Source organism: Microbacterium sp. WCS2018Hpa-23, assembly GCF_031843845.1.
Classification (GTDB): Bacteria; Actinomycetota; Actinomycetes; order Actinomycetales; family Microbacteriaceae; genus Microbacterium.
Window position 1 is genome coordinate 19,251 of record NZ_JAVTIZ010000005.1, and the last position, 20,374, is coordinate 39,624.

General features: G+C 68.1%; 21 protein-coding genes and 1 tRNA gene. 11 read left to right on the forward strand and 11 right to left on the reverse strand.

The window, feature by feature from the left end; genetic code table 11:
• Position 1: 1 nt before the first annotated feature.
• Positions 2–2,188, forward strand: a complete 2,187-nt coding sequence (locus tag RQG77_RS09310; protein ID WP_311244478.1) for an MMPL family transporter — start codon at positions 2–4, stop codon at positions 2,186–2,188.
• A gap of 5 nt (positions 2,189–2,193) precedes the next feature.
• Here the strand turns inward: RQG77_RS09310 and RQG77_RS09315 are convergent.
• The 4 genes from RQG77_RS09315 to RQG77_RS09330 all read right to left on the reverse strand — a co-directional run bounded on the left by RQG77_RS09315 (position 2,194) and on the right by RQG77_RS09330 (position 4,925).
• Positions 2,194–2,267, reverse strand: a tRNA-Arg gene (locus RQG77_RS09315).
• Between the two features lie 35 nt (positions 2,268–2,302).
• On the reverse strand, positions 2,303–2,800 hold the full coding sequence (locus tag RQG77_RS09320) for an HNH endonuclease (protein WP_056514881.1): 498 nt from the start codon (positions 2,798–2,800) through the stop codon (positions 2,303–2,305).
• Between the two features lie 331 nt (positions 2,801–3,131).
• On the reverse strand, positions 3,132–3,947 hold the full coding sequence (locus RQG77_RS09325) for a M23 family metallopeptidase (protein WP_082488462.1): 816 nt from the start codon (positions 3,945–3,947) through the stop codon (positions 3,132–3,134).
• Between the two features lie 276 nt (positions 3,948–4,223).
• Positions 4,224–4,925 (reverse strand): metal-dependent transcriptional regulator, encoded by a 702-nt coding sequence (locus RQG77_RS09330; protein WP_311244479.1) that lies wholly within the window; start codon positions 4,923–4,925, stop codon positions 4,224–4,226.
• A 99-nt stretch (positions 4,926–5,024) separates the two neighbouring features.
• Between RQG77_RS09330 and serC the strand changes: the two genes are divergently transcribed.
• Positions 5,025–6,137 (forward strand): phosphoserine transaminase, encoded by a 1,113-nt coding sequence (gene serC / locus RQG77_RS09335; RefSeq protein WP_311244480.1) that lies wholly within the window; start codon positions 5,025–5,027, stop codon positions 6,135–6,137.
• A 79-nt stretch (positions 6,138–6,216) separates the two neighbouring features.
• Here the strand turns inward: serC and RQG77_RS09340 are convergent, their stop codons facing one another.
• The gene (locus tag RQG77_RS09340) at positions 6,217–6,885 is read right to left on the reverse strand and encodes a DUF3027 domain-containing protein (RefSeq protein ID WP_311244481.1); all 669 of its coding nucleotides are present in this window, start codon (positions 6,883–6,885) and stop codon (positions 6,217–6,219) included.
• The gene (locus RQG77_RS09345; protein ID WP_311244482.1) at positions 6,869–7,249 is read right to left on the reverse strand and encodes a cold shock domain-containing protein; all 381 of its coding nucleotides are present in this window, start codon (positions 7,247–7,249) and stop codon (positions 6,869–6,871) included. The genes RQG77_RS09340 and RQG77_RS09345 overlap by 17 nt, the downstream gene beginning before the upstream one ends.
• A 139-nt stretch (positions 7,250–7,388) precedes the next feature.
• Here RQG77_RS09345 and RQG77_RS09350 point away from each other — a divergent pair, with 139 nt between their 5' ends.
• From RQG77_RS09350 to RQG77_RS09375, 6 genes are all read left to right on the forward strand, one after another.
• Positions 7,389–7,664 carry a multidrug ABC transporter ATPase gene (locus RQG77_RS09350; protein WP_311244483.1) on the forward strand — a complete coding sequence of 92 codons (276 nt, stop codon included), beginning with the start codon at positions 7,389–7,391 and terminating at the stop codon, positions 7,662–7,664.
• 10 nt (positions 7,665–7,674) lie between these two features.
• Complete coding sequence (locus tag RQG77_RS09355; protein WP_311244484.1) at positions 7,675–9,384, forward strand: helicase-associated domain-containing protein; 1,710 nt, start codon at positions 7,675–7,677, stop codon at positions 9,382–9,384.
• 11 nt (positions 9,385–9,395) lie between these two features.
• The gene (locus tag RQG77_RS09360; protein ID WP_311244485.1) at positions 9,396–11,036 is read left to right on the forward strand and encodes a DNA repair helicase XPB; all 1,641 of its coding nucleotides are present in this window, start codon (positions 9,396–9,398) and stop codon (positions 11,034–11,036) included.
• Between the two features lie 101 nt (positions 11,037–11,137).
• Complete coding sequence (locus RQG77_RS09365; protein ID WP_042539813.1) at positions 11,138–11,824, forward strand: response regulator transcription factor; 687 nt, start codon at positions 11,138–11,140, stop codon at positions 11,822–11,824.
• A 56-nt stretch (positions 11,825–11,880) separates the two neighbouring features.
• Entirely contained in the window at positions 11,881–13,575 is a 1,695-nt protein-coding gene (locus tag RQG77_RS09370; RefSeq protein ID WP_311244486.1) for a HAMP domain-containing sensor histidine kinase, read from the forward strand.
• 121 nt (positions 13,576–13,696) lie between these two features.
• The gene (locus tag RQG77_RS09375) at positions 13,697–13,984 is read left to right on the forward strand and encodes a WXG100 family type VII secretion target (RefSeq protein ID WP_056312559.1); all 288 of its coding nucleotides are present in this window, start codon (positions 13,697–13,699) and stop codon (positions 13,982–13,984) included.
• 71 nt (positions 13,985–14,055) lie between these two features.
• Here RQG77_RS09375 and groL read toward each other — a convergent pair whose 3' ends face one another.
• From groL to RQG77_RS09395, 4 genes are all read right to left on the reverse strand, one after another.
• On the reverse strand, positions 14,056–15,675 hold the full coding sequence (gene groL, locus RQG77_RS09380; protein WP_042539806.1) for a chaperonin GroEL: 1,620 nt from the start codon (positions 15,673–15,675) through the stop codon (positions 14,056–14,058).
• Between the two features lie 122 nt (positions 15,676–15,797).
• The gene (locus RQG77_RS09385) at positions 15,798–16,376 is read right to left on the reverse strand and encodes a LytR C-terminal domain-containing protein (protein WP_311244487.1); all 579 of its coding nucleotides are present in this window, start codon (positions 16,374–16,376) and stop codon (positions 15,798–15,800) included.
• Between the two features lie 69 nt (positions 16,377–16,445).
• Positions 16,446–16,703, reverse strand: a complete 258-nt coding sequence (locus RQG77_RS09390; protein ID WP_311244488.1) for a DUF3263 domain-containing protein — start codon at positions 16,701–16,703, stop codon at positions 16,446–16,448.
• 9 nt (positions 16,704–16,712) lie between these two features.
• Positions 16,713–17,705 carry a DUF2332 domain-containing protein gene (locus RQG77_RS09395; RefSeq protein WP_311244489.1) on the reverse strand — a complete coding sequence of 331 codons (993 nt, stop codon included), beginning with the start codon at positions 17,703–17,705 and terminating at the stop codon, positions 16,713–16,715.
• 69 nt (positions 17,706–17,774) lie between these two features.
• Here RQG77_RS09395 and msrB point away from each other — a divergent pair, with 69 nt between their 5' ends.
• Positions 17,775–18,179, forward strand: a complete 405-nt coding sequence (gene msrB / locus RQG77_RS09400; RefSeq protein WP_311244490.1) for a peptide-methionine (R)-S-oxide reductase MsrB — start codon at positions 17,775–17,777, stop codon at positions 18,177–18,179.
• A complete protein-coding gene (locus tag RQG77_RS09405; RefSeq protein ID WP_311244491.1) occupies positions 18,176–18,724 on the forward strand; it encodes a nitroreductase family protein in 549 nt (182 codons plus the stop codon). Before msrB ends, RQG77_RS09405 begins: the two co-directional genes overlap by 4 nt.
• Here the strand turns inward: RQG77_RS09405 and RQG77_RS09410 are convergent, their stop codons facing one another.
• Complete coding sequence (locus RQG77_RS09410; RefSeq protein WP_311244492.1) at positions 18,725–19,666, reverse strand: DMT family transporter; 942 nt, start codon at positions 19,664–19,666, stop codon at positions 18,725–18,727.
• 54 nt (positions 19,667–19,720) lie between these two features.
• Here RQG77_RS09410 and RQG77_RS09415 point away from each other — a divergent pair, with 54 nt between their 5' ends.
• Entirely contained in the window at positions 19,721–20,374 is a 654-nt protein-coding gene (locus RQG77_RS09415) for an SOS response-associated peptidase family protein (protein ID WP_311244493.1), read from the forward strand.

Consider the following 20,374-nt stretch of genomic DNA (forward strand, 5'->3'; position numbering starts at 1 on the left):
GATGTCCAGCCCCGAGCACGCGCCCATTCCGCCGACCCGCGAACGCACGCGTCGACACTCCTGGGTCCGCGTCCTCATCCCCGTGGTCCTGATCCTCTTATGGTTGGTGGGTGCTGGTCTCGGCGGACCTCTCTTCGGCAAGGTCGACGAGGTGTCCTCTAACGACCAGACCAGCTACCTGCCGGAGTCTGCCGACGCGACCCAGGTGCAGGAGCTCCTCGGGGAGTTCAACGACAGCGACGCGATCCCGGCCATCGCCGTCTTCGTGTCCGACGACGAGCTCTCGGAGTCCGACGTCGACACCATCTCGGATGCCGTGGCAGACGCCCCCACCGTGGAAGGTGTGAGCGAGGACGTGTCGCCCGCCCTCACCTCGGAGGACGGCAAGGCGATCCAGGCGTTCATCCCGATCGAGGGCGACGCCGAACTCGCGGACGCGATCGAAGCGCTGGGGGCGCAGCTCCGAAGCGCCTCCCCCGATGGCGTCACCGTGTACATCACGGGACCGGCAGGCTTCAGCGCCGACCTCGTCGCCGGCTTCGCCGGTATCGACGGCCTGCTGCTCGGCGTCGCCCTCCTGGCCGTCCTCGTCATCCTCGTGCTGGTCTACCGTTCGCTCCTGCTGCCCATCGTCGTGCTCTCGACCAGCCTGTTCGCCCTGTGCGTGGCGCTGCTGGTCGTGTGGTGGCTGGCCAAATTCGAGGTGCTGCTGCTCAGCGGCCAGACGCAGGGCATCCTGTTCATCCTGGTGATCGGAGCCGCGACCGACTACGCCCTGCTGTTCGTCGCGAGGTTCCGAGAAGAGCTGCGCGTCGCCCAGGACAAGGGCACTGCCGTGCTGGCCGCCTGGAAGGGCTCGTTCGAGCCGATCGTGGCTTCTGGTGGAACCGTGATCGCAGGGCTCCTGTGCCTGCTGCTCAGCGACCTCAAGTCGAACAGCACGCTCGGCCCGGTGGCAGCGATCGGAATCGTGTTCGCGATGCTCGCCGCTCTCACCCTGTTGCCGGCGCTGCTGCTGCTCTTCGGACGCGCGGTCTTCTGGCCCCGGCGCCCGAAGTTCGAGCCGGAGGTCGTGGCCGAAGAGCACGGCATGCGCAAGACCGGCCTGTGGGCGCGACTGGCTCAACTGATCACGAAGCGCCCTCGCCTGATCTGGGTCGCCACGACGCTCGTGCTGCTCGCGGGCGCCGCGGGTGCACTGCAGCTCAACGCCGTCGGCGTACCGCAGTCCGATCTGGTGCTCGGCGCATCCGAGGCCCGTGACGGTCAGGTCGCGCTCGGCGAGCACTTCCCGGGCGGCTCCGGCAGCCCGGTGTACGTAGTGGTCGCGGAGGACGAGCTGCAGGACGCGGCCGACGTGCTCCTCGCCGACGACGGAATCGACGGGGTGACGGTCACGGCAGCCGATTCGCCGAGCGGTTCGGCGACGGTCACCGCGGACGGACTGGAAGCGGTCGGCCCTCCCGGAACAGCTGCCCCCGAGCCCACCGTCGTAGACGGCGACGTGCTGCTGCAGGGAACGCTGACGGATGCCGCAGACTCCGATGCCGCAGCCGCGACCGTTCGCGACCTGCGCACCCAGCTCGGCGACCTCGACGCTCTCGTCGGTGGAGTCACGGCCACGGCGATCGATACGAACGACGCCTCGATCCATGACCGCAACCTGATCATCCCCGTGATCCTCGTCGTGATCATGCTCATCCTCATGCTGCTGCTGCGCTCGGTCCTCGCACCGGTGCTGCTGATCCTCACGACCGTACTGTCGTTCGGCACCGCGATGGGCGTCTCGGCGCTGGTCTTCAACGGCGTGTTCGACTTCCCGGGCGCCGACCCCGCGGTTCCGCTCTACGGGTTCGTGTTCCTGGTGGCACTGGGCATCGACTACAACATCTTCCTGATGACCAGGGTGCGGGAGGAATCGCTCGAGCACGGAACCCGCGAGGGCGTGCTCCGAGGTCTGTCGATCACGGGAGGCGTCATCACGTCGGCCGGACTGGTGCTCGCGGCGACCTTCGCGGCGCTCTCGGTGATCCCGATCCTGTTCCTCGTGCAGCTCGCGTTCATCGTCGCGTTCGGCGTGCTGCTCGACACGTTCGTGGTGCGCTCGCTGCTCGTGCCGGCGCTCGCCTACGACCTGGGTCGAGTCATCTGGTGGCCGTCGAAGCTGTGGCGTCGCGGTCGCGACTGATGGGGTGCCCTCGACTGGATTCGAACCAGCGACCTGCCCTTTAGGAGAGGGCTGCTCTATCCTGCTGAGCTACGGGGGCGAGGGTTCCATTCTAGAGGAAGCCTCGCTCCCCGCTCACGCGGCGAGTGCCAGGTACGGCTCCCACCGAGGATCGCTGCGCTCGATGCCGCGGACCGTCCAGGCGGTGCCGTGCGGCGGACGCGGCGCGAATCGCAGCTCCCACCGCATCTCCTGCGGCGTGCGGTCGCTCTTGGTGTTGTTGCAGCGCAGGCAGCAGGCGACCAGGTTCTCCCAGGAGTCCGCTCCCCCGCGTGAACGCGGCATCACGTGGTCGATGGTCGAGGCGGCTTTCCCGCAGTATCCGCAGCGATGGTTGTCGCGACGCAGGACTCCCCGCCGGGTCACAGGCACCCGTCGACTGATCGGAATGCGGACGTAGCGTGAGAGGACGATGACGGCGGGGCGATCGTAGACTCCGTGGCTGCCCCAGACAGGGTCGTCCTCGATGTGTTCGACCACGGTCGCCTTGTCATTCATGACCAGGACCAGGGCTCTCTTGAACGACACGATCGCGAGCGGTTCGTATCCTGCGTTCAGTACAAGTGTGCGCATCGTCATCCTCTCGATCCGCCGGGACGGCTTCCCGGCACTCTCGACTCACACGAAGCCGCACAGGACGGAAGCGTTCGCGGGGATGCAAAAAAGGCGCTGTCTACAGACAGCGCCTCATGCGCACGGCGAGACCGTGGCTTCCCTGCGGACGATGCAGAAGGACGTGACGACCGAGGGCATCCATGGTTCGGATGTTCGGTATTCGCTCCATCAGCTTCTCCCGACTATGCGACAACGGGTTCAGGCTAACCCATCAGGAGCGCGCGAAGGCCAAACAGCGGATGAACGCCCGAAGGCGTGTCCGAAAAAGGAGTAGCAGGAGGAGGAGGGCTCAGCCGGCGTTGGCGGCGAGCCAGGCGATCGGCTCCATGAGCCCGCCGTTGACGTGCACCTCGAAGTGGAGGTGGTTCGCGGTCGAGCGTCCGGTGCTGCCGACGAAGCCGATGAGCTGGCCTGCGGCGACGGTCTCGCCGGCCTGGACCTGACGCGAGCCGTAGATCATGTGACCGTAGGTGGTCTGCACGCGCTGGCCACCCACGACGCTGTCGAGCATGACGCACACGCCGTATCCGCCGATGCTCTCGGCCGAAGCACGGACGACACCCGCGGCTGCCGCGTAGATCGGAGTTCCGGCCGGGGCCAGCATGTCAGCGCCCTGGTGTGCTCCGCCGACGGTGCGGCTGACGCTGTACGAACCCTGAGGCAGCGGGTAGCGAACCTCGCCCGAACCGGGCGAGACGAGCGCGTAGTTGCCGATGTTGAAGCTGCTGGACGATGCCGTCGTGGCGGAGGCGGCAGCGGCGGCACGCGCGGCGGCGGCCTCTTCTGCCTTCTTCTTCTCGATCTCGTCGGGGGTGGTGGCGGTGAACGTGCCACGGCTGAGCGAAGCGGCAGTCGCATCGGAAGCGACGACGAGCGACTGGGCGTCGACGGCAGCGAGCTGCTGGACGGTAGCGGTCGCCTCGGAGGGCTTCGTCGCGGCGTATGCAGGAAGAGCGACGGCGGCGACGAGAGCACCGACGGCCCCGAAGATGGCGACCGAACGCAGGGGCTTCACGACCTTGCGTGCGTCGACCCTGCCGCGGGAGCGGCGGGCGACTGCTCGATCTTCAGTTGTCTTCGCGGGCGATTCGATGTCTTTTGCCAAAACCTGATCCTCCTGCGCCTGCACGCTCGGGTAGCGCTGGCTCGTCGGCACTCTGCTCTCGGGGCACCATGTAGCTCGGGTACGTTGTGCGGTCTGACCGGGAGGGCGACGAGCCTGGAAGGCGAATCCTCTCGGGTGTCGTCAGCGGGCTTCTTCGACGACCTGTCCGAGGTTACCGGAAGATAACGATCCTGTCACCCTGTGAACCTGGCAATCCGCGGAGAGGCGGAATCACGCGGATCTCGGGGTCGATTCACCCTTGAATCCAGCCCCAGGTCAGGCGGGCTCGCCGACGAGGAAGATGTGCGAGGCGAGTTCGACGGGAAGCTCGAGCCCGTCTTCCTTGCCCTCCATCTGGATCAGCACGTAGCCCTCGTTGAAGCGGTAGTCGCCCTTCGCGCCGGGCACGACCCCTGCGTCACGAAGCTGTTCGAGAAGTTCGGGGTCGACCTGAGCAGGCTCGGCGAGGCGGCGAACGGTGCCGTCGATCGGAGCTCCGGCGGCGTTCAGCTTCTGCACGAGGCCGATGACGCCCTCGTCGAACGTGCGAGCGGGGGTGTCACCCAGCTGATCGAGACCGGGGATCGGGTTGCCGTACGGCGACTCGGTCGGGTGGCCGAGCAGCTCGACGAGCCGACGTTCGACCTGCTCGCTCATGACGTGCTCCCAGCGGCAGGCCTCTTCGTGCACGTACGCCCAGTCCAGTCCGATCACGTCGGAGAGCAGGCGCTCGGCCAGACGGTGCTTGCGCATGACGTTCACCGCCTTGCTGCGACCGGCGCCGGTCAGCTCGAGTGTGCGGTCTTCGGAGACGACCACGAGACCGTCGCGCTCCATGCGGCCGACGGTCTGCGAGACCGTGGGACCCGAGTGACCGAGGCGCTCGGAGATGCGTGCGCGCAGCGGCACGATGTTCTCCTCCTCGAGTTCGAGGATGGTGCGGAGATACATCTCCGTGGTGTCGATCAAGTCCGTCATGTGGCCCTCCGGGTCTTCTTAGGCAAGCCTACATTCCCGCGCGGACATCAGGGCGTCACGCGGTGAAGCGACCGGAGGGTCACGCCGTAGAATCGACGCATGGCGATCGAGATTCCCCGTGACCTCCTGCCCGCTGACGGCCGCTTCGGCTGCGGTCCCTCGAAGGTGCGCACCGAGCAGCTCGATGCGCTGCTCGCCGCAGGGCCGACTCTGCTCGGCACCTCGCACCGGCAGGCGCCGGTCAAGAACCTGGTCGGCAGCGTCCGCGAGCAGCTGGCCGCCCTCTTCCGCCTTCCCGAGGGCTACGAGATCATCGTCGGCAACGGCGGATCGACGGCGTTCTGGGATGCCGCGGCATTCGGGCTGATCGAACGACGCAGCCAGAACCTCGTGTTCGGCGAGTTCGGCGGCAAGTTCGCGGCCGCTGCCGCCGCTCCGTGGCTCGAGGCACCCGACGTGCGCAAGTCCGAGCCGGGCTCGCGCACCGCGGCCGAGATCGTCGACGGCGTCGACGTCTACGCCTGGCCGCACAATGAGACGTCCACCGGTGTCGCGGCCCCCGTCGAGCGCGTCGCCGCCGATGGCGCGCTGACCGTCATCGACGCGACCAGCGCCGCAGGCGGCATCGACTTCGACGCCGCGCAGGCCGACGTCTACTACTTCGCGCCCCAGAAGAACCTCGGATCCGACGGAGGCCTCTGGTTCGCGGCTGTGTCACCCGCCGCGATCGACCGGATCGAGCGCATCGCCGCCTCCGACCGGTACATCCCCGAGTTCCTCAGCCTGAAGAACGCCGTCGACAATTCGCGTCTCAACCAGACTCTGAACACACCGGCGCTCACGACCCTCCACCTGCTCGACAGCCAGCTCAGCTGGATTCTGTCGAACGGCGGCCTCGCCTGGGCGGGAGCTCGCACGGCGGAGTCCTCCGGCATCCTCTACGACTGGGCTGCGGCGTCCGCCGTCGCCACCCCGTTCGTGACGGATGCCGCGCACCGCTCCCCCGTCGTCGTCACGATCGACTTCGATGACAGCGTCGACGCCGCAGCCGTCGCCAAGACCCTGCGCGCCAACGGCATCGTCGACACGGAGCCCTACCGCAAGCTCGGCCGCAACCAGCTCCGCGTCGCGACCTTCGTCTCGATCGAGCCCGAGGACGTCCGCCAGCTGACGCGTGCGCTCGACTACGTGCTCGCGAACACCGGCTCCTGACACACCGGGACGTCAACGAGAAGAGGGGCCGCGTTCTCACGCGGCCCCTCTTCTGTTTCACGTCGCTATCGCTCGCGAGTCATTCCTCGTCGTCGGAGTCGTCGTCATCGTCGGAGTCGTCGGAGTCGTCCTGGTCGGAGTCGTCGTCCTCGGAATCCTCGTCCGCGTCGTCGACGACGGAGTCGTCGAGCTCGTCGATGTCGACGCCGTCGAGGTCGCCCGCATGCAGCACGCGCGGCTCCGCGGCGAGGTCCTCATCATCGAGCTCGTCGTCATCATCATCATCATCGTCGTCGTCGTCGTCGTCGAGATCCTCGTCCTCTTCGAGTTCCTCGTCGAGTTCGTCATCCTCGTCGGACTCCGCGTCATCGGCATCGCCCGCGACCGCACCGTCAGCGGCCGCCGCGGCGGCCTGCTCGGCGAGCTCCACCTGATGCGCGCGGTACTCGGCGAGACGCTCGGCCCACGGAATCCACTCGGGGGCGAGAAGCGCGCCGTCGCCGGGCAGCAGCTCGACCTCGAGCACGGTCGGCTCCTCGTCGTCGACGCGAGCGACCGTGACGGTCCAGAACCACCCCGGATATCCGGGGAGGCGGTTCTCGAAGCGCAGCGACACCGACCCGTCCTCCTCGGGGAGGTAGTCGGCAGCGGGGCCGACGGTCGACGCCGGCGTGATCTCGTGCAGCGCGGCGAGCGCGAGATCGTGGGCGTCGATCAGACGCTGATCGACTTCAGGCTTCGAGGTCATCGGCTACCTTGCGCAGGACTGCCGCGATCTTGTGGCCCTGAGCGGACGAGGGATAACGGCCGCGACGAAGGTCGCCGCCCATGCCGTCGAGGAGCTTCACGAGGTCCTCGACGATGATCGCCATGTCGTCGGCGGGCTTGCGCTTCGCCTTCGCGAGGCTCGGGGGCGCATCGAGCACGCGGACCGAGAGTGCCTGCAGGCCGCGCTTGCCGTCGGCGACACCGAACTCCACACGCGCACCCGCCTTCACCGCCGCGCCTGCGGGCATGGCTGAGGCGTGCAGGAAGACGTCCTGGCCGTCATCTGCGGCGATGAAGCCGAAACCCTTGTCTTCGTCGTAGAACCTGACCTTGCCGGTGGGCATGGGAGAAACCTCGCTGAGTCGGTGTGGAGCTGGATCGGACGCACGTGTGCGCTCACCTCCAGCCTACCGGTCACAGGCCGGGGAATCCGTAGGTCAGGGTGCGGAACCACGGGGCGCCGCAGCGAGTAGGCTGTGAGCGATGAGTACCAAGAGTCCCGAACCTGAGGTTCCCGTTCGCCGTATCGATCGCATCCTGGCGTTCTCGGCACTCGGACTCGCCGCGGCATCCATCATCTGCTTCTTCGCGATCATCATCGGCACCGCCGTGGGCATGGAGCAGGCGGATTTCGGTGCGGGCGTCTGGCCTTTCATCGCTGCGATCCCCTACTGGGGCCTGCCCGTGGCCTTCGTGATGATCATCGCGCTGCTGATCATGAGCTTCATCCGCAAGGGGCGCGCGGCATCGCGGCCCTGAGGCATCCGGCATGAGCACGCACGCCCGACCGCTGGCCGAATGGCTGTCTGAGGCGAGCGACGAGCAGCTGGCCTCGCTCTTCTCGGCTCGGCGCGTGCGCCCGGATGCCGGGTGGAACGACTTCTTCGACGCGGCTGAGGCGCTGCTCGACCCCGGTTCCCTCGCCCGCGTCCTCCCCTCGCTCACGCACGACGAGGCGACGGGGCTGGTCGCTGCTGCTGTCGACCCCTCCACCGAGACGATGCCGCAGCGCGCGACTCTCGAGAGCCTCGCGCTTCTCCGGCCCGACGGCGCACCCTTCCCTCCTGTGATCGCGGCTCTCGCCGACCGTGCTGCGCCGACTCCACTCGATGTCTCCCCGCCGCGGGCGGCGAACGAGGCCGACACGGCTCACGCGGCTGAGCGCGCGTTCACGACCGTGGCGGCGCTCGCCGACCTGCTGCTCCTCGCACGCGAGAAGCCATTCGCGCTGCTCACCGGTGGCGCTGTCAGCGCCGGCGAGAAGCGGCTGCTGGCTGAATCCGGAGTCGCGGCTGAATCCGTCGATGCCCTCATCGCCATCGCCGCGGACTCCGATCTGGTCGCGCCAGACGGCCGGCGTCTGCGAACGACGGCACGTGCAGAGGAGTGGCTGAGGTCATCAGTGGCGGATCGATGGAGCGCTCTCGTGTCCGGATTCCGTGACGCGCTTCCCCGAGGAGTGCGCGCGGACCATGAAGGCTGGCTCCCCATGACCGCCTGGTCGCAGGCGCACCCGTGGGATCCGGCCTGGCCCGAACGCAGCGAAGCTCTTCTCGAGCGGGCTCGCCTGCTCGGCCTGCTCACCGATGACGGCGGCGAGCCCGCATGGGCGGCGTCGCTCCGGCAGGGCGGGACCATCGACTCCGCGCCGCTCTCCGGCCTTCTTCCGAGCGAGGTCGATCGGATCTTCCTGCAGAACGACCTGAGCGCGATCTCCCCCGGCCCGCTCGCTCCCGCACTCGATGTCCGGCTGCGCACGATCGCCGCCCGCGAATCCGCGGCGCAGGCCTCCACCTACCGCTTCACTCCCGAGTCGATCGCCCATGCTCTCGTCGCCGGAGAGAGCGAGGAGTCCATCCTCGAGTTCCTCGAGTCTCTGTCGCTCACCGGCATTCCCCAGCCGCTGCGGTACCTCGTCACTCAGACGTCGCAGCGACACGGACTGGTTCGGGTCTCCACCGATTCCGAGACCGGACGCACCCGCATCGAGAGCAGCGACCCGCATCTGATCGAGGCTATGGCGGTCGACCAGGGGTTGCGTCCGCTCGCTCTGACGAAGCACGTGGCCGCGCTCTCGACGCGGGTCGGACGCGACACCGTGTACTGGGCACTGACGGATGCGCGCTATCCGGCGACGCTCGTCGCCGAGGACGGCACCGCGATCACCGGCGAGCGCAATCCCGTCATCGAGGCAGCCCCCGAGAGCGCGGCCGACTACGCGCCGCTCATCGCCGCCCTCCGATCGCATCAGGGCCCCGATGCGGATGCCGCGTGGCTGGACCGCGAGCTCGAAGCCGCCGTGCGCGCGAAGGCAGTGCTGCGTGTCAGCGTGGGCATGCCGGACGGGTCTACGAGGGAGCTGATCCTCGAGGCGACCGGGCTCGGCGGCGGACGCCTGCGCGGACGGGATCGTGCGGCAGACGTCGAGCGCACGCTTCCGGTGTCGAGCATCCGCGCCGCCACCGTGATCGCGCAGTAAGCTGGACAGCTATGTCTGATGGACCCCTGATCGTCCAGAGCGATCGCACCGTGCTGCTCGAAGTCGCCCACGCCGATGCTGAGAGCGCCCGCCACGAGCTGGCGATCTTCGCCGAGCTCGAGCGCGCGCCCGAGCACATCCACACCTACCGCATCACCCGCCTCGGGCTGTGGAACGCGCGCGCCGCCGGTCATACCGCCGAGGACATGCTCGAGACGCTCGACCGCTGGTCGCGCTTCCCCGTGCCCCCGTCGGTCGCCGTAGACCTGCGCGAGACCGTCAACCGCTACGGACGCCTCGTGATCGAGCGCGACGATGAGGGCACTCTGATCCTGCGCTCGACCGACCCCGCCGTGCTCGCCCAGGTCGCGAACAACAAGCGCATCCAGCCGCTGCTGATCGGTCACCCGTCACCCGACACCTTCGTCGTCGACGCCTGGGCGCGAGGCCAGATCAAGCAGGAGCTCCTGAAGATCGGCTGGCCCGCCGAAGACCTCGCCGGGTACACGCCAGGCACCCCGCACGAGATCGAGCTGGCCGAGGACGGCTGGGCGATCCGCCCGTATCAACAGGATGCCGTCGACGCGTTCTCGAAGGACGGATCGGGCGTCGTGGTGCTGCCCTGTGGTGCCGGGAAGACGATCGTCGGAGCCGGCGCGATGGCGGCGACGAAGACGACCACGCTGATCCTCGTGACGAACACCGTCTCTGCGCGCCAGTGGCGCGACGAGCTGCTCAAGCGCACGAGCCTCACCCCCGAGGAGATCGGCGAGTACTCCGGGCAGGCCAAGGAGGTCAAGCCGGTCACGATCGCGACCTATCAGATCCTCACGGCGAAGCGGAAGGGCGAGTACGCCCACCTGGCCCTCCTGGATGCTCTGGACTGGGGCCTCATCGTCTACGACGAGGTGCACCTGCTCCCCGCTCCCGTGTTCAAGCTGACCGCCGACCTGCAGGCGCGGCGCCGGATCGGCCTCACAGCCACGCTCGTCCGCGAGGACGGCCGCGAGGGCGATGTGTTCAGCCTTATCGGCCCCAAGCGCTTCGATGCGCCCTGGAAGCAGATCGAGGCGCAGGGGTTCATCTCCCCCGCAGCCTGCTACGAGGTGCGGGTCGACCTGCCGCCGGACGACCGGCTCGAGTACGCCGCCGCGACCGACGACGAGCGCTATCGCCTCGCTGCATCCGCCCCGGCGAAGATCGACGCCGTGCGCGAGCTCATCGCGAAGCACAAGGACGAGCGGATCCTCGTGATCGGGCAGTACCTCGACCAGCTCGACTCGCTGTCGCAATCGTTGAATGCGCCGCAGATCACGGGCGCCACGCCCATCGACGAGCGCGAGGAGCTGTACCGAGCCTTCCGCGAGGGTGAGATCTCACTGCTCGTCGTGTCGAAGGTCGCGAACTTCTCGATCGACCTCCCCGAGGCATCCGTCGCTATCCAGGTCTCCGGCTCGTTCGGCTCGCGCCAGGAGGAGGCGCAGCGCCTCGGCCGACTCCTCCGCCCCAAGCAGTCGGGCCGCACCGCGAGCTTCTACACGCTAGTCGCGCGCGACACGATCGACCAGGACTACGCGCAGAACCGCCAACGGTTCCTCGCCGAACAGGGATACAGCTACACGATCATGGATGCTGACGCGATCGCTGCCTGAGCGCTCCGCCGGCGCTTCGGGGAGCCCGGTACGCGGTGGGCGAAACCGCCGCTCCGAAGGATAATCAGCATCCCCATGGCCGAAGTCACCATAATGGGGTCATGACTGATGCGCGCATCCTGGTCGTCGACGACGAGCCCAACATCCGCGACCTGCTCTCCACAGGTCTCAGCTTCGCCGGGTTCCAGGTGAAGACCGTCGCCAACGGCGCCGCCACGATCTCGGCGGTGCTGGAGGAGGAGCCCGACCTCATCATCCTCGATGTCATGCTCCCCGACATGAACGGCTTCAGCGTGACCAAGCGCCTGCGCGGCGCCGGGTTCACCGCTCCGATCCTGTTCCTGACGGCGAAGGACGGCACCGACGACAAGATCGAGGGCCTCAACGCGGGCGGCGACGACTACGTCACCAAGCCGTTCAGCCTCGACGAGATCGTCGCACGCGCCCAGGCGATCCTGCGGCGTACGATGCAGGCCGACGAGGAGTCGATCATCCGCGCCGGTGAGCTGTCGATGGACCAGGACACCCACGACGTGCACGTGGGCAAGGAATCGATCGAGCTGAGCCCGACCGAGTTCAAGCTGCTGCGCTACCTGATGCTCAACCCGAACCGGGTGCTGTCGAAGGCGCAGATCCTCGACCACGTCTGGGAGTACGACTTCAACGGCGACGCCGGCATCGTCGAGAGCTACATCTCGTACCTCCGCCGCAAGATCGACCCGCACACCGAGGAGTCCGTGATCCAGACGAAGCGCGGCTTCGGCTACATGCTCAAGGTCGGCAAGTAGTCCGGCCCACCGCCGTTCGCTGACGCCGCACAGCATCCGTATCCCGGGAGGTCCGCATGGCGCACAAGCCTGACGCGATCACCCGCTGGTGGCGGTCGATCAGCCTGCGTGCGAAGGTCACAGGCGTCACCGTGGCCGTTCTCGCGCTCGGACTGCTGGCCGCCGGGCTCGGAACAGTGCCCATCCTTCGCAACTCGCTGATCGACAACATCGACTCCCAGTTGCCGGCGCTGGTGTCCGCCGATCTCGCCGACCGCTACTTCGAGGTGACGGTGGAGGACGGCAAGACCGTCTACACCCCCACCGACTCCCCCAGAGACTTCTTCGTCGCGATCTACGACGCCGAGGGAGTGCTGCAGACGACGACGGGCAACTCCGCCAACGGGGCACCCCTGTTCCCCTCGACATACTCGCCGCTCGCGGTGCAGAACAACGAGGACACCCCGTTCACCCTCGAGGGCACCCAGGGCACGAGCTTCAGGGCGGCTGTCGCCCGTGTGCCCGGTGAGGGCGACGGGTCGCTGCGCATCCAGATCGTCGCGATGCCGCTGGAGTATGCCGATCGCATCATCGGCCAGTACTTCGGGATCTACATCACGGTCGCGCTCGTCACGATCCTTCTGGCGGCCCTGCTCACTCGAGGACTCGTCACGCTCACCTTCCGCCGGCTCGGACAGGTCGAGTCCACAGCCATGTCGATCGCCGCCGGCGACTTCACCCAGCGCCTGACGGATCTCGAGCCCACGACCGAGGTCGGCCGACTGAACAGCGCGATCAACACCATGTTGGATCGCGTCGACGGGTCGCTCGCCCAGCGAGACCGCACCGTGCAGCACATGCGGCGCTTCATCGGCGATGCCAGCCACGAGCTGCGCACACCGCTCGTCAGCGTCCGGGGCTATGCCGAGCTCTATCGGATGGGCGCGATCAAGGGCGAGGAAGACACCGCTCGAGCCATGGAGCGCATCGAGAAGGAGGCGATCCGGATGGGCGTGCTGGTCGAGGACCTCCTCGCGCTCGCCCGGCTGGACGAGGAGCGCGAGCCCGAGATCGAAGCTCTCGACCTCCGCCCGATCGCCCGTGACGCCGCCCTGGATCTGCGCGCGGCCGCGCCCGCGCGCACCGTGTCCGTGATCGACCGCACCGTCGAGGCACCGCTGATCGATGTGACCACGCGCTCGAACCCCGTCGCTCCGTCCCCACAGCCTCCGGTACCGAGGGGACTCTCCCGCGGCACGCTCGCGCGTCTGCGCAGGCGGCCTCGCAACTCATCGACAGAGGTGCCGGCCATCGACTTCACCGAAGCCGCGGACATCCCGGTGCGCACCCCGCCGATCGTGCTCGGCGAAGAGAACAAGGTGCGACAGGTCGTCACGAACCTGCTGGGCAACGCCCGCCGGTTCTCCCCCGAGGAGAGCCCGATCGAGCTCGTCGTCGATGCCGACAGGGTCCGAGGAACGGGGAGCATCGCGATCGTCGATCACGGCGAAGGTATCCCGCCGCAGATCCGCGAGCAGATCTTCGAGCGGTTCTGGCGAGCCGACACCTCACGCGCACGCGAGACGGGTGGCTCCGGCCTCGGGCTCGCGATCGTGTCGTCGATCGTCAGGGCGCTGCACGGCAGCGTCGCGGTGTCCGAGACGCCGGGCGGCGGTGCGACGTTCACGGTGACCTTCCCCCTTGCGCCGTCACGCGCGACCCCGGCGCACCTGCTCGAGGACACCCAGCCGCTCGAGCCTCTCGACCTCTGACCGCCACTGCACGAGAGCCCGCTTTCGCAGATTCTGCACAGCAAGCGGTAGCTGCCCGGAATCGCACGGATGCCGGCATCCGCACTCTCCTATGGTCGGAGCACCAATCGAGAGGAGTTCCATGTCCGTCATCACCGTAGACACCGAAGCCGTAGGTGCCGCTCAGGCCGCAGCGCTGGCAACCATGGGGCGTCTGCAGACCGAGTCCGCGACTCTCATGTCGCAGCTCAACCAACTGCAGGGGTCCTGGGTCGGCACCGCATCGACCGCGTTCCAGTCATGCGCCGAAGAGTGGCGAGGGGCGCAGCTGCACGTCGAGCAGGTGCTCGAATCGATCGGGCATTCGCTCGGCAGCGCGGCGACCCAGTATGCAGACGCCGACCAGTATTCGGCGAGTCTGTTCCGCTGACCTCGTCCGTCCACCTGTGAACGCAGAAACGCCCCGACCGAGGTCGGGGCGTTTCTGTCAGTGCTGATGGATCAGAAGTCCATGCCACCCGACGGGTCACCCATCGGAGCTGCAGCCTTCTCGGGCTTGTCAGCCACCACGACCTCGGTGGTGAGGAAGAGAGCCGCGATCGAGGCTGCGTTCTGCAGCGCCGAGCGGGTCACCTTCGCCGGGTCGATGATTCCTGCAGCGAACATGTCGACGTACTCGCCCGTTGCCGCGTTCAGGCCCTGGCCCGAGGGGAGCTCGGAGACCTTGTTCGCGACGACACCCGGCTCGAGACCGGCGTTCAGCGCGATCTGCTTGAGCGGAGCCTCGATCGCGACGCGAACGATGTTCGCACCGGTCGCCTCGTCGCCCGTGAGCGACAGAGCGTCGAGAGCCTTGGTGCCCGACTGGATCAGCGCGACGCCACCACCGGGGACGATGCCCTCTTCGACGGCTGCCTTCGCGTTGCGGACGGCGTCCTCGATGCGGTGCTTGCGCTCCTTGAGCTCGACCTCGGTTGCCGCGCCCGCCTTGATGACGGCGACGCCACCTGCAAGCTTGGCGAGACGCTCCTGCAGCTTCTCACGGTCGTAGTCGCTGTCGGTGTTCTCGATCTCACGACGGATCTGCGTGACGCGACCCTCGATCTGGTCGGCCTCGCCAGCACCCTCGACGATCGTGGTCTCGTCCTTGGTGACGATGACCTTGCGTGCACGACCCAGCAGGTCGAGCGTGGCGTTCTCGAGCTTGAGACCGACCTCTTCGGTGATGACCTGACCACCGGTGAGGATCGCGATGTCCTGCAGCTGCGCCTTGCGACGGTCACCGAAGCCGGGGGCCTTGACGGCGACCGACTTGAAGATGCCCTTGAGCTTGTTGAGCACGAGAGTCGCGAGAGCCTCGCCCTCGACGTCCTCGGCGATGATGACGAGCTCCTTGCCGTCCTGGATCACCTTGTCGACGATGGGCAGAAGGTCCTTGATGTTCGAGATCTTCTGGTTCGCGATGAGGATGTAGGCGTCTTCGAAGACAGCCTCCTGGCGCTCCGGGTCCGTCACGAAGTACGGGTTCAGGTAGCCCTTGTCGAAGCGCATGCCCTCGGTGAGCTCGAGCTCGGTGCCGAAGGTCTGCGACTCCTCGACGGTGACGACACCCTCCTTGCCGACCTTGTCGATCGCCTCGGCGATGAGCTCGCCGATCGCGGGGTCAGCGGCGGAGATCGACGCGGTCGCGGCGATCTGCTCCTTGGAGTCGATCTCCTTCGCGCTGGCGAGGAGCTCCTCGGTGATCGCTGCGACGGCCTTCTCGATGCCGCGCTTGAGCGAGATGGGGTCTGCGCCGGCCGCGACGTTGCGCAGGCCCTCGCGGACGAGTGCCTGAGCGAGCACCGTGGCGGTGGTGGTTCCGTCACCGGCGACGTCGTCGGTCTTCTTGGCGACCTCCTTGACGAGCTCCGCACCGATCTTCTCGTACGGGTCGTCGAGCTCGATCTCCTTGGCGATGGACACGCCGTCGTTCGTGATCGTGGGGGCGCCCCACTTCTTCTCCAGCACGACGTTGCGACCGCGCGGGCCGAGCGTCACCTTGACGGCGTCGGCGAGAATGTTGAGGCCGCGCTCGAGGCCGCGGCGGGCCTCCTCATCGAAAGCGATGATCTTTGCCATGAGTTTTGTCGTCCCTCCTGGACGTAGACGTTGGGTTTAGCACTCAGAGTGAGAGAGTGCTAACGCCATTCTGGCACTCGACCCCTTCGAGTGCAAGCTGCGCGGAGGGACTGCGCGGCGGTCTACGGGGCGGGCGTCTCCGCCGGAGTCTCCGGCGCGCTCGTCGATCGGTCGAGTCCGATGACGACCGTGAGCTGCTTCGCCCCGGTGTCGTTCAGATCGGCGTAGAAGTCGCTCTGCTCGACCGCCGCTCCGCCGATCAGATTCGCGAGTCCGATGGCCGCCAGCTCATCCTCGTCTGCGATGTAGTACACGGTCGTGGTCGAGAAGTCCTGGCTCGCGCTGTCGCTGGCGAACACGGCGTCGGCCGCCCAGCCGTTGTTGATCAGCACATCGCGCATCTGCTCGTCCAGCCCCGCGTCGGGCGAGGCGTTCAGGATCATCACCGAGTACGTGACGTCGACCACGCCGGTCTCCACCGGCGTGGGAGTCGCGGTCGGGACGGCCTCGGGGAAGAGGCTGATCCGCCCCATCACCACCAGCGAGCCGAAGATGCCGCCGATGATCAGCACCAGTGCGGCCACGAAGGACCAGAGCAGGACCACCCAGCCGTTCATCCCGGGGGCTTCGGCGCGGTGCGCTCCGACGCGTCCGGACGATCGGGGGACGTCGTCGAATCGATCTCGGCTGGGCTTTGACACTCCTCGATGCTAACGGCACCGACCCGTGTATCCGCATCGTGGCGCCTCAGCGCGTGGCGGGAAGCTCCGTCAGCCGACGAAACCGGGGGTTCGCGACGCCCTCTGGAACGATCGCGCGTCGCGGATGCGGCGGAGGCGGCGCACCAGCATGGGGTCGTACTCCAATGCCGCCTCGGACTCGAGGAGACGGCCGAGGAGCTGGTAATAGCGGGCCGAGCTCATGCCCAGTTGGGTGCGGATGGTCTCCTCCTTCGCGCCGCCGTGCCGCGGCCACGCGGTCTCCAGCGCGAGGATCGCACGATCCCGCTCGCTCAGCTCTTCCAGCATGAGATCAGATTAGGTCGCCGGCGCGTCGATCCCTGCGCGCCACTCCCACCATCGGCCGAGTGGGTCGGCTGCCGCACGCACCTCCCCGTCGAGCGCCACCACGAAGCCGGGCCATCCTTCGGCGGCGACGGGAGGCACCCAGACGTCGAGGAGCGCGGGAGGGTCGATCGTGACCCAGCGCGCGTCGAGCCCTCGGATTCGGTCGACGAGTGCCTCACGTGCCTCTCTGGGGATGTGCACGAGCACGCCGGGAGTCGTCACGACGAGCGTGGCGTCGCGCGGCGCGTCGGCGGCGAGCGCGTCGATCCGCTCGATCGCGTCCCCGACCACGAGCATCGGCGGGTCGGATGCCGCGATGTCGAGCGCTGCGGTCACCCGCTGCTCCCGCCCGCGCTCCCCCGGCCACACGAGTCCCTGCAGCCAGCGTCGATCGCGGTCATCACGGGCGTCGAGAGGCGCGAGGTCGATGCCGGCACGCCACACGACGTCGGGCATCCGGATAGGGGGAAGGTCTCCCTCGACACGACTCTCGAGCAACACGGTCGATGGGCCGCCAGCGGGGTCGAGCGACGACCGCAGTCGCCCGTCGGCGCCCACGAAGCGATACGAGTACCGGTCGGGGTATAGGCAGAGCCCTGCGGAGGCGCCGACCTCGAGCAGCGCGATCGGGCCGTCGATCTCAGACAGCACGGGAAGCAACGGGGCGAGTCGCAGCGGCTCGTTCGTCTGCAGCCGCCGCCCGGTGCACTCGACGACGATCTCGTCGGCACGTGCGACGACGAACGACCGCCAGGCGCCGTATCCGTCGAGTGTCGCACCCAGCATCCGCGTCACCGCGAACACGAGCGGAGGCTGCCGCCTGTTCTCCGGGATCCGCGCGAGGATCCCCTGCACCTCAGGGTCGCCCGCGACACCCTCCGCCCATTCGACATACAGGTCGCTGCGCCCTGGCGCCTCCTGCTCGGCGAAGCGCGCGTAGCGCTGCTGCACGGCATCCGTCATGCATCCATTGTCTCGTGGCGCCGAGGGGCGTCGAACGCGAGAGAATGGAGCAGACCCCCAGGAGGACCGATGTCGTACAGCGTGGACAAGACCGAAGAAGAGTGGCGCGAGGAGCTCGGCGAAGAGCAGTACGCCGTGCTGCGTGAAGCCGCGACCGAGCGTGCATGGACGGGCGAGCTGCTCGACGAGGGCCGCGCAGGCCTCTACACGTGCGGGGCGTGCGGCGCCGAGCTGTTCAAGAGCGGCACCAAGTTCGACTCCGGATGCGGATGGCCGAGCTTCTACGAGTCGATCCGCCCCGACGCGGTGCAGCTCATCGAGGACACGACCCTCGGCATGGTGCGCACGGAGGTCCGCTGCGCGAACTGCGGCTCGCACCTGGGCCACGTCTTCCCCGACGGCTTCGGCACGCCCACCGGCGACCGCTACTGCATGAACTCCATCGCGATGAACTTCACGCCCGAAGAGTCGTGAAGGCCCTAGAAGCCGTCCGCGCGCGACAGTCCTGGTCGAAGGTCACAGATGAGGCGCCGTCGCGCGACGAGCTGCTGAAGCTCGTCGCCGCGGCCGGACGGGTCGCCGACCACTCGTCGCTGCGTCCGTGGCGGCTCATCGAGCTGCGCGGGTCCGACCGCGAGGTGCTCGGTGCGGCGATCGCGAAGGCCGAGGGAGACAAGTCACCGTCGTCGAAGCCCCTCCGTGCACCGCTGCTGATCGCCGTGGTCGCCAGCTACCGCAAGAGCGACAAGGTGCCCCGGTGGGAGCAGGAGGCCGTCGCCTCCGGCGTCGCGCACATGCTCAGTCTGCTGCTCGACGAGGCCGGCTGGGGCGTGCTCTGGCGCACCGGACGGTACACGCGCTCGAAGGCCGTCGCCAAGGCTCACGGCATCGGCAAGAACGAGGAGCTGCTCGGGTGGCTCTACGTCGGGGGCAAGCCCGCGGGAAAGAAGCCGGGGCGACGGAAGCCCGTCGACGCCAGCGCTCTCGTCACCCGGATGCCGCAGCCCAAGAAGAAGTAGTCAACTCCGTCGGCGACGCGGCAGCGCGACGATGACGGACGCCACGGCGACGACCACCATCCCGACGATCTGCCAGGGGGCGGGTCCCGCGGCCGCAGGCCACAGCAGGTCGATGATCACCGACGTCGCGAGCTGCCCCAGCACCGACCCGAGCCCCATCAGCAGCACACCCGTGTGCGCCACGATGAAGGCGCCGAGCAGGATGTAGGCCGATCCCAGGAACCCGCCGAGGTACAGCCAGGGCTCGGCGGGCGGCGCCTGCGGCAGACCTCGCACGGCGACGCTGATGCCCGCAGCGACGAGAAGCGCGATCGTTCCTGCGATGAAGCTCATGAGAGTCGCCGAGAGGGGCGACTGCACCCGCTGCGCCAGACGACCGTTCGTCGCCGCCTGCCATGCGATGCCGACACCCGCGGCGAACGGCAGGAGGAGCATCCACAGCGGCGCCGTGGCGAGCACGTCGCCGCTGAGCGAGATCCCGACTGCGGCGAGCGCCAGCGCCCCGCCGAGCACACGCCCGGGGGTCACGGCGACGACGCCGGCGGGTCCGAAGCCGATGCGATCGAGCACGAGGCCGTGGAGCGTCTGCCCCGCGACGACTCCGACCGTGAACAGCGAGACGCCGAGCACGCCGGCCGTGACGCCCTGGGCCGAGACGGTGAGGGCTCCGCACGCGCCGCCGAGGAGCATCCAGAACGGGATCGTCCGATCGCGGATGCCGTCGCGCAGCCGGCCGACTCCTCGCCGGGCCGAGGGGATGCAGGCGATCACGACGATCAGGGCGGCGAGCCCGACCGCGAAGGAGATGAGGCCCGCGACGATGCCGTTGTCGACCTTGACGCCGAGCACCCCGTTGATGCGCGCCTGGATGGCGGTCATGACGCCGATCGCCACCGCCCCGCCGAGCGCGACGGGCGGGGAGAGTCGGCGGGTCTGGGACACCTGTCGACCCTAGCCGAGCGGGCGGATGTCGGCGGCCGGGCGTACCCTGACGGCATGTGCGCGAGTTATGGTCTGGATCCGCGGTTCACCGACACCGAGCTCCTCGCTGCGGCCGACGAGGCGGTGCTCGAGGGGCTCCGGGGGTGGGCGCAGGAGAACGCTCGAGAGACCGTGCGTCCGACCGGCAAGAACCTTCGCAACCTCAATCCGATCGTGGTGCAGCCCGAGACCTCTCCGACGTTGGAGCCTGCGTGGTGGGGGTTCCTGATCGGCGGAGAGCCCTCGAAGTTCCCGTCGATCAACACCCGTTCCGAGCGCCTGCAGGACCGGCCCGGTGGGTTGAAGACCAGGGCGCTCGTCCCCGCGACCAGCTGGTACGAGATGAAGAAGCCCGAGCGCGTGTGGCACGAGTTCCTCATCGACGACGGAGCGCTCTTCGGCATGGCCGCCGTCACCCAACGCGGGCGCACAGCCGACGGAGAGTCCTACACGTGCTACTCGATCGTGATGCGCCCGGCCCCTCCGCACCTCGCCGGCATCCACGATCGGATGCCGCTGCTGATCCCTGCCTCGCTGAGCGAGGACTGGCTCACCGCCGAGCCGACGAAGGAGATCATCGACGAGGCACTGCTCGCCGCCGCGACGCTCGACGAGCGCGTGCACGCCGCCCCTCGTGAGGACGACAAGGGCGCGGAGCGGCTGTTCTGA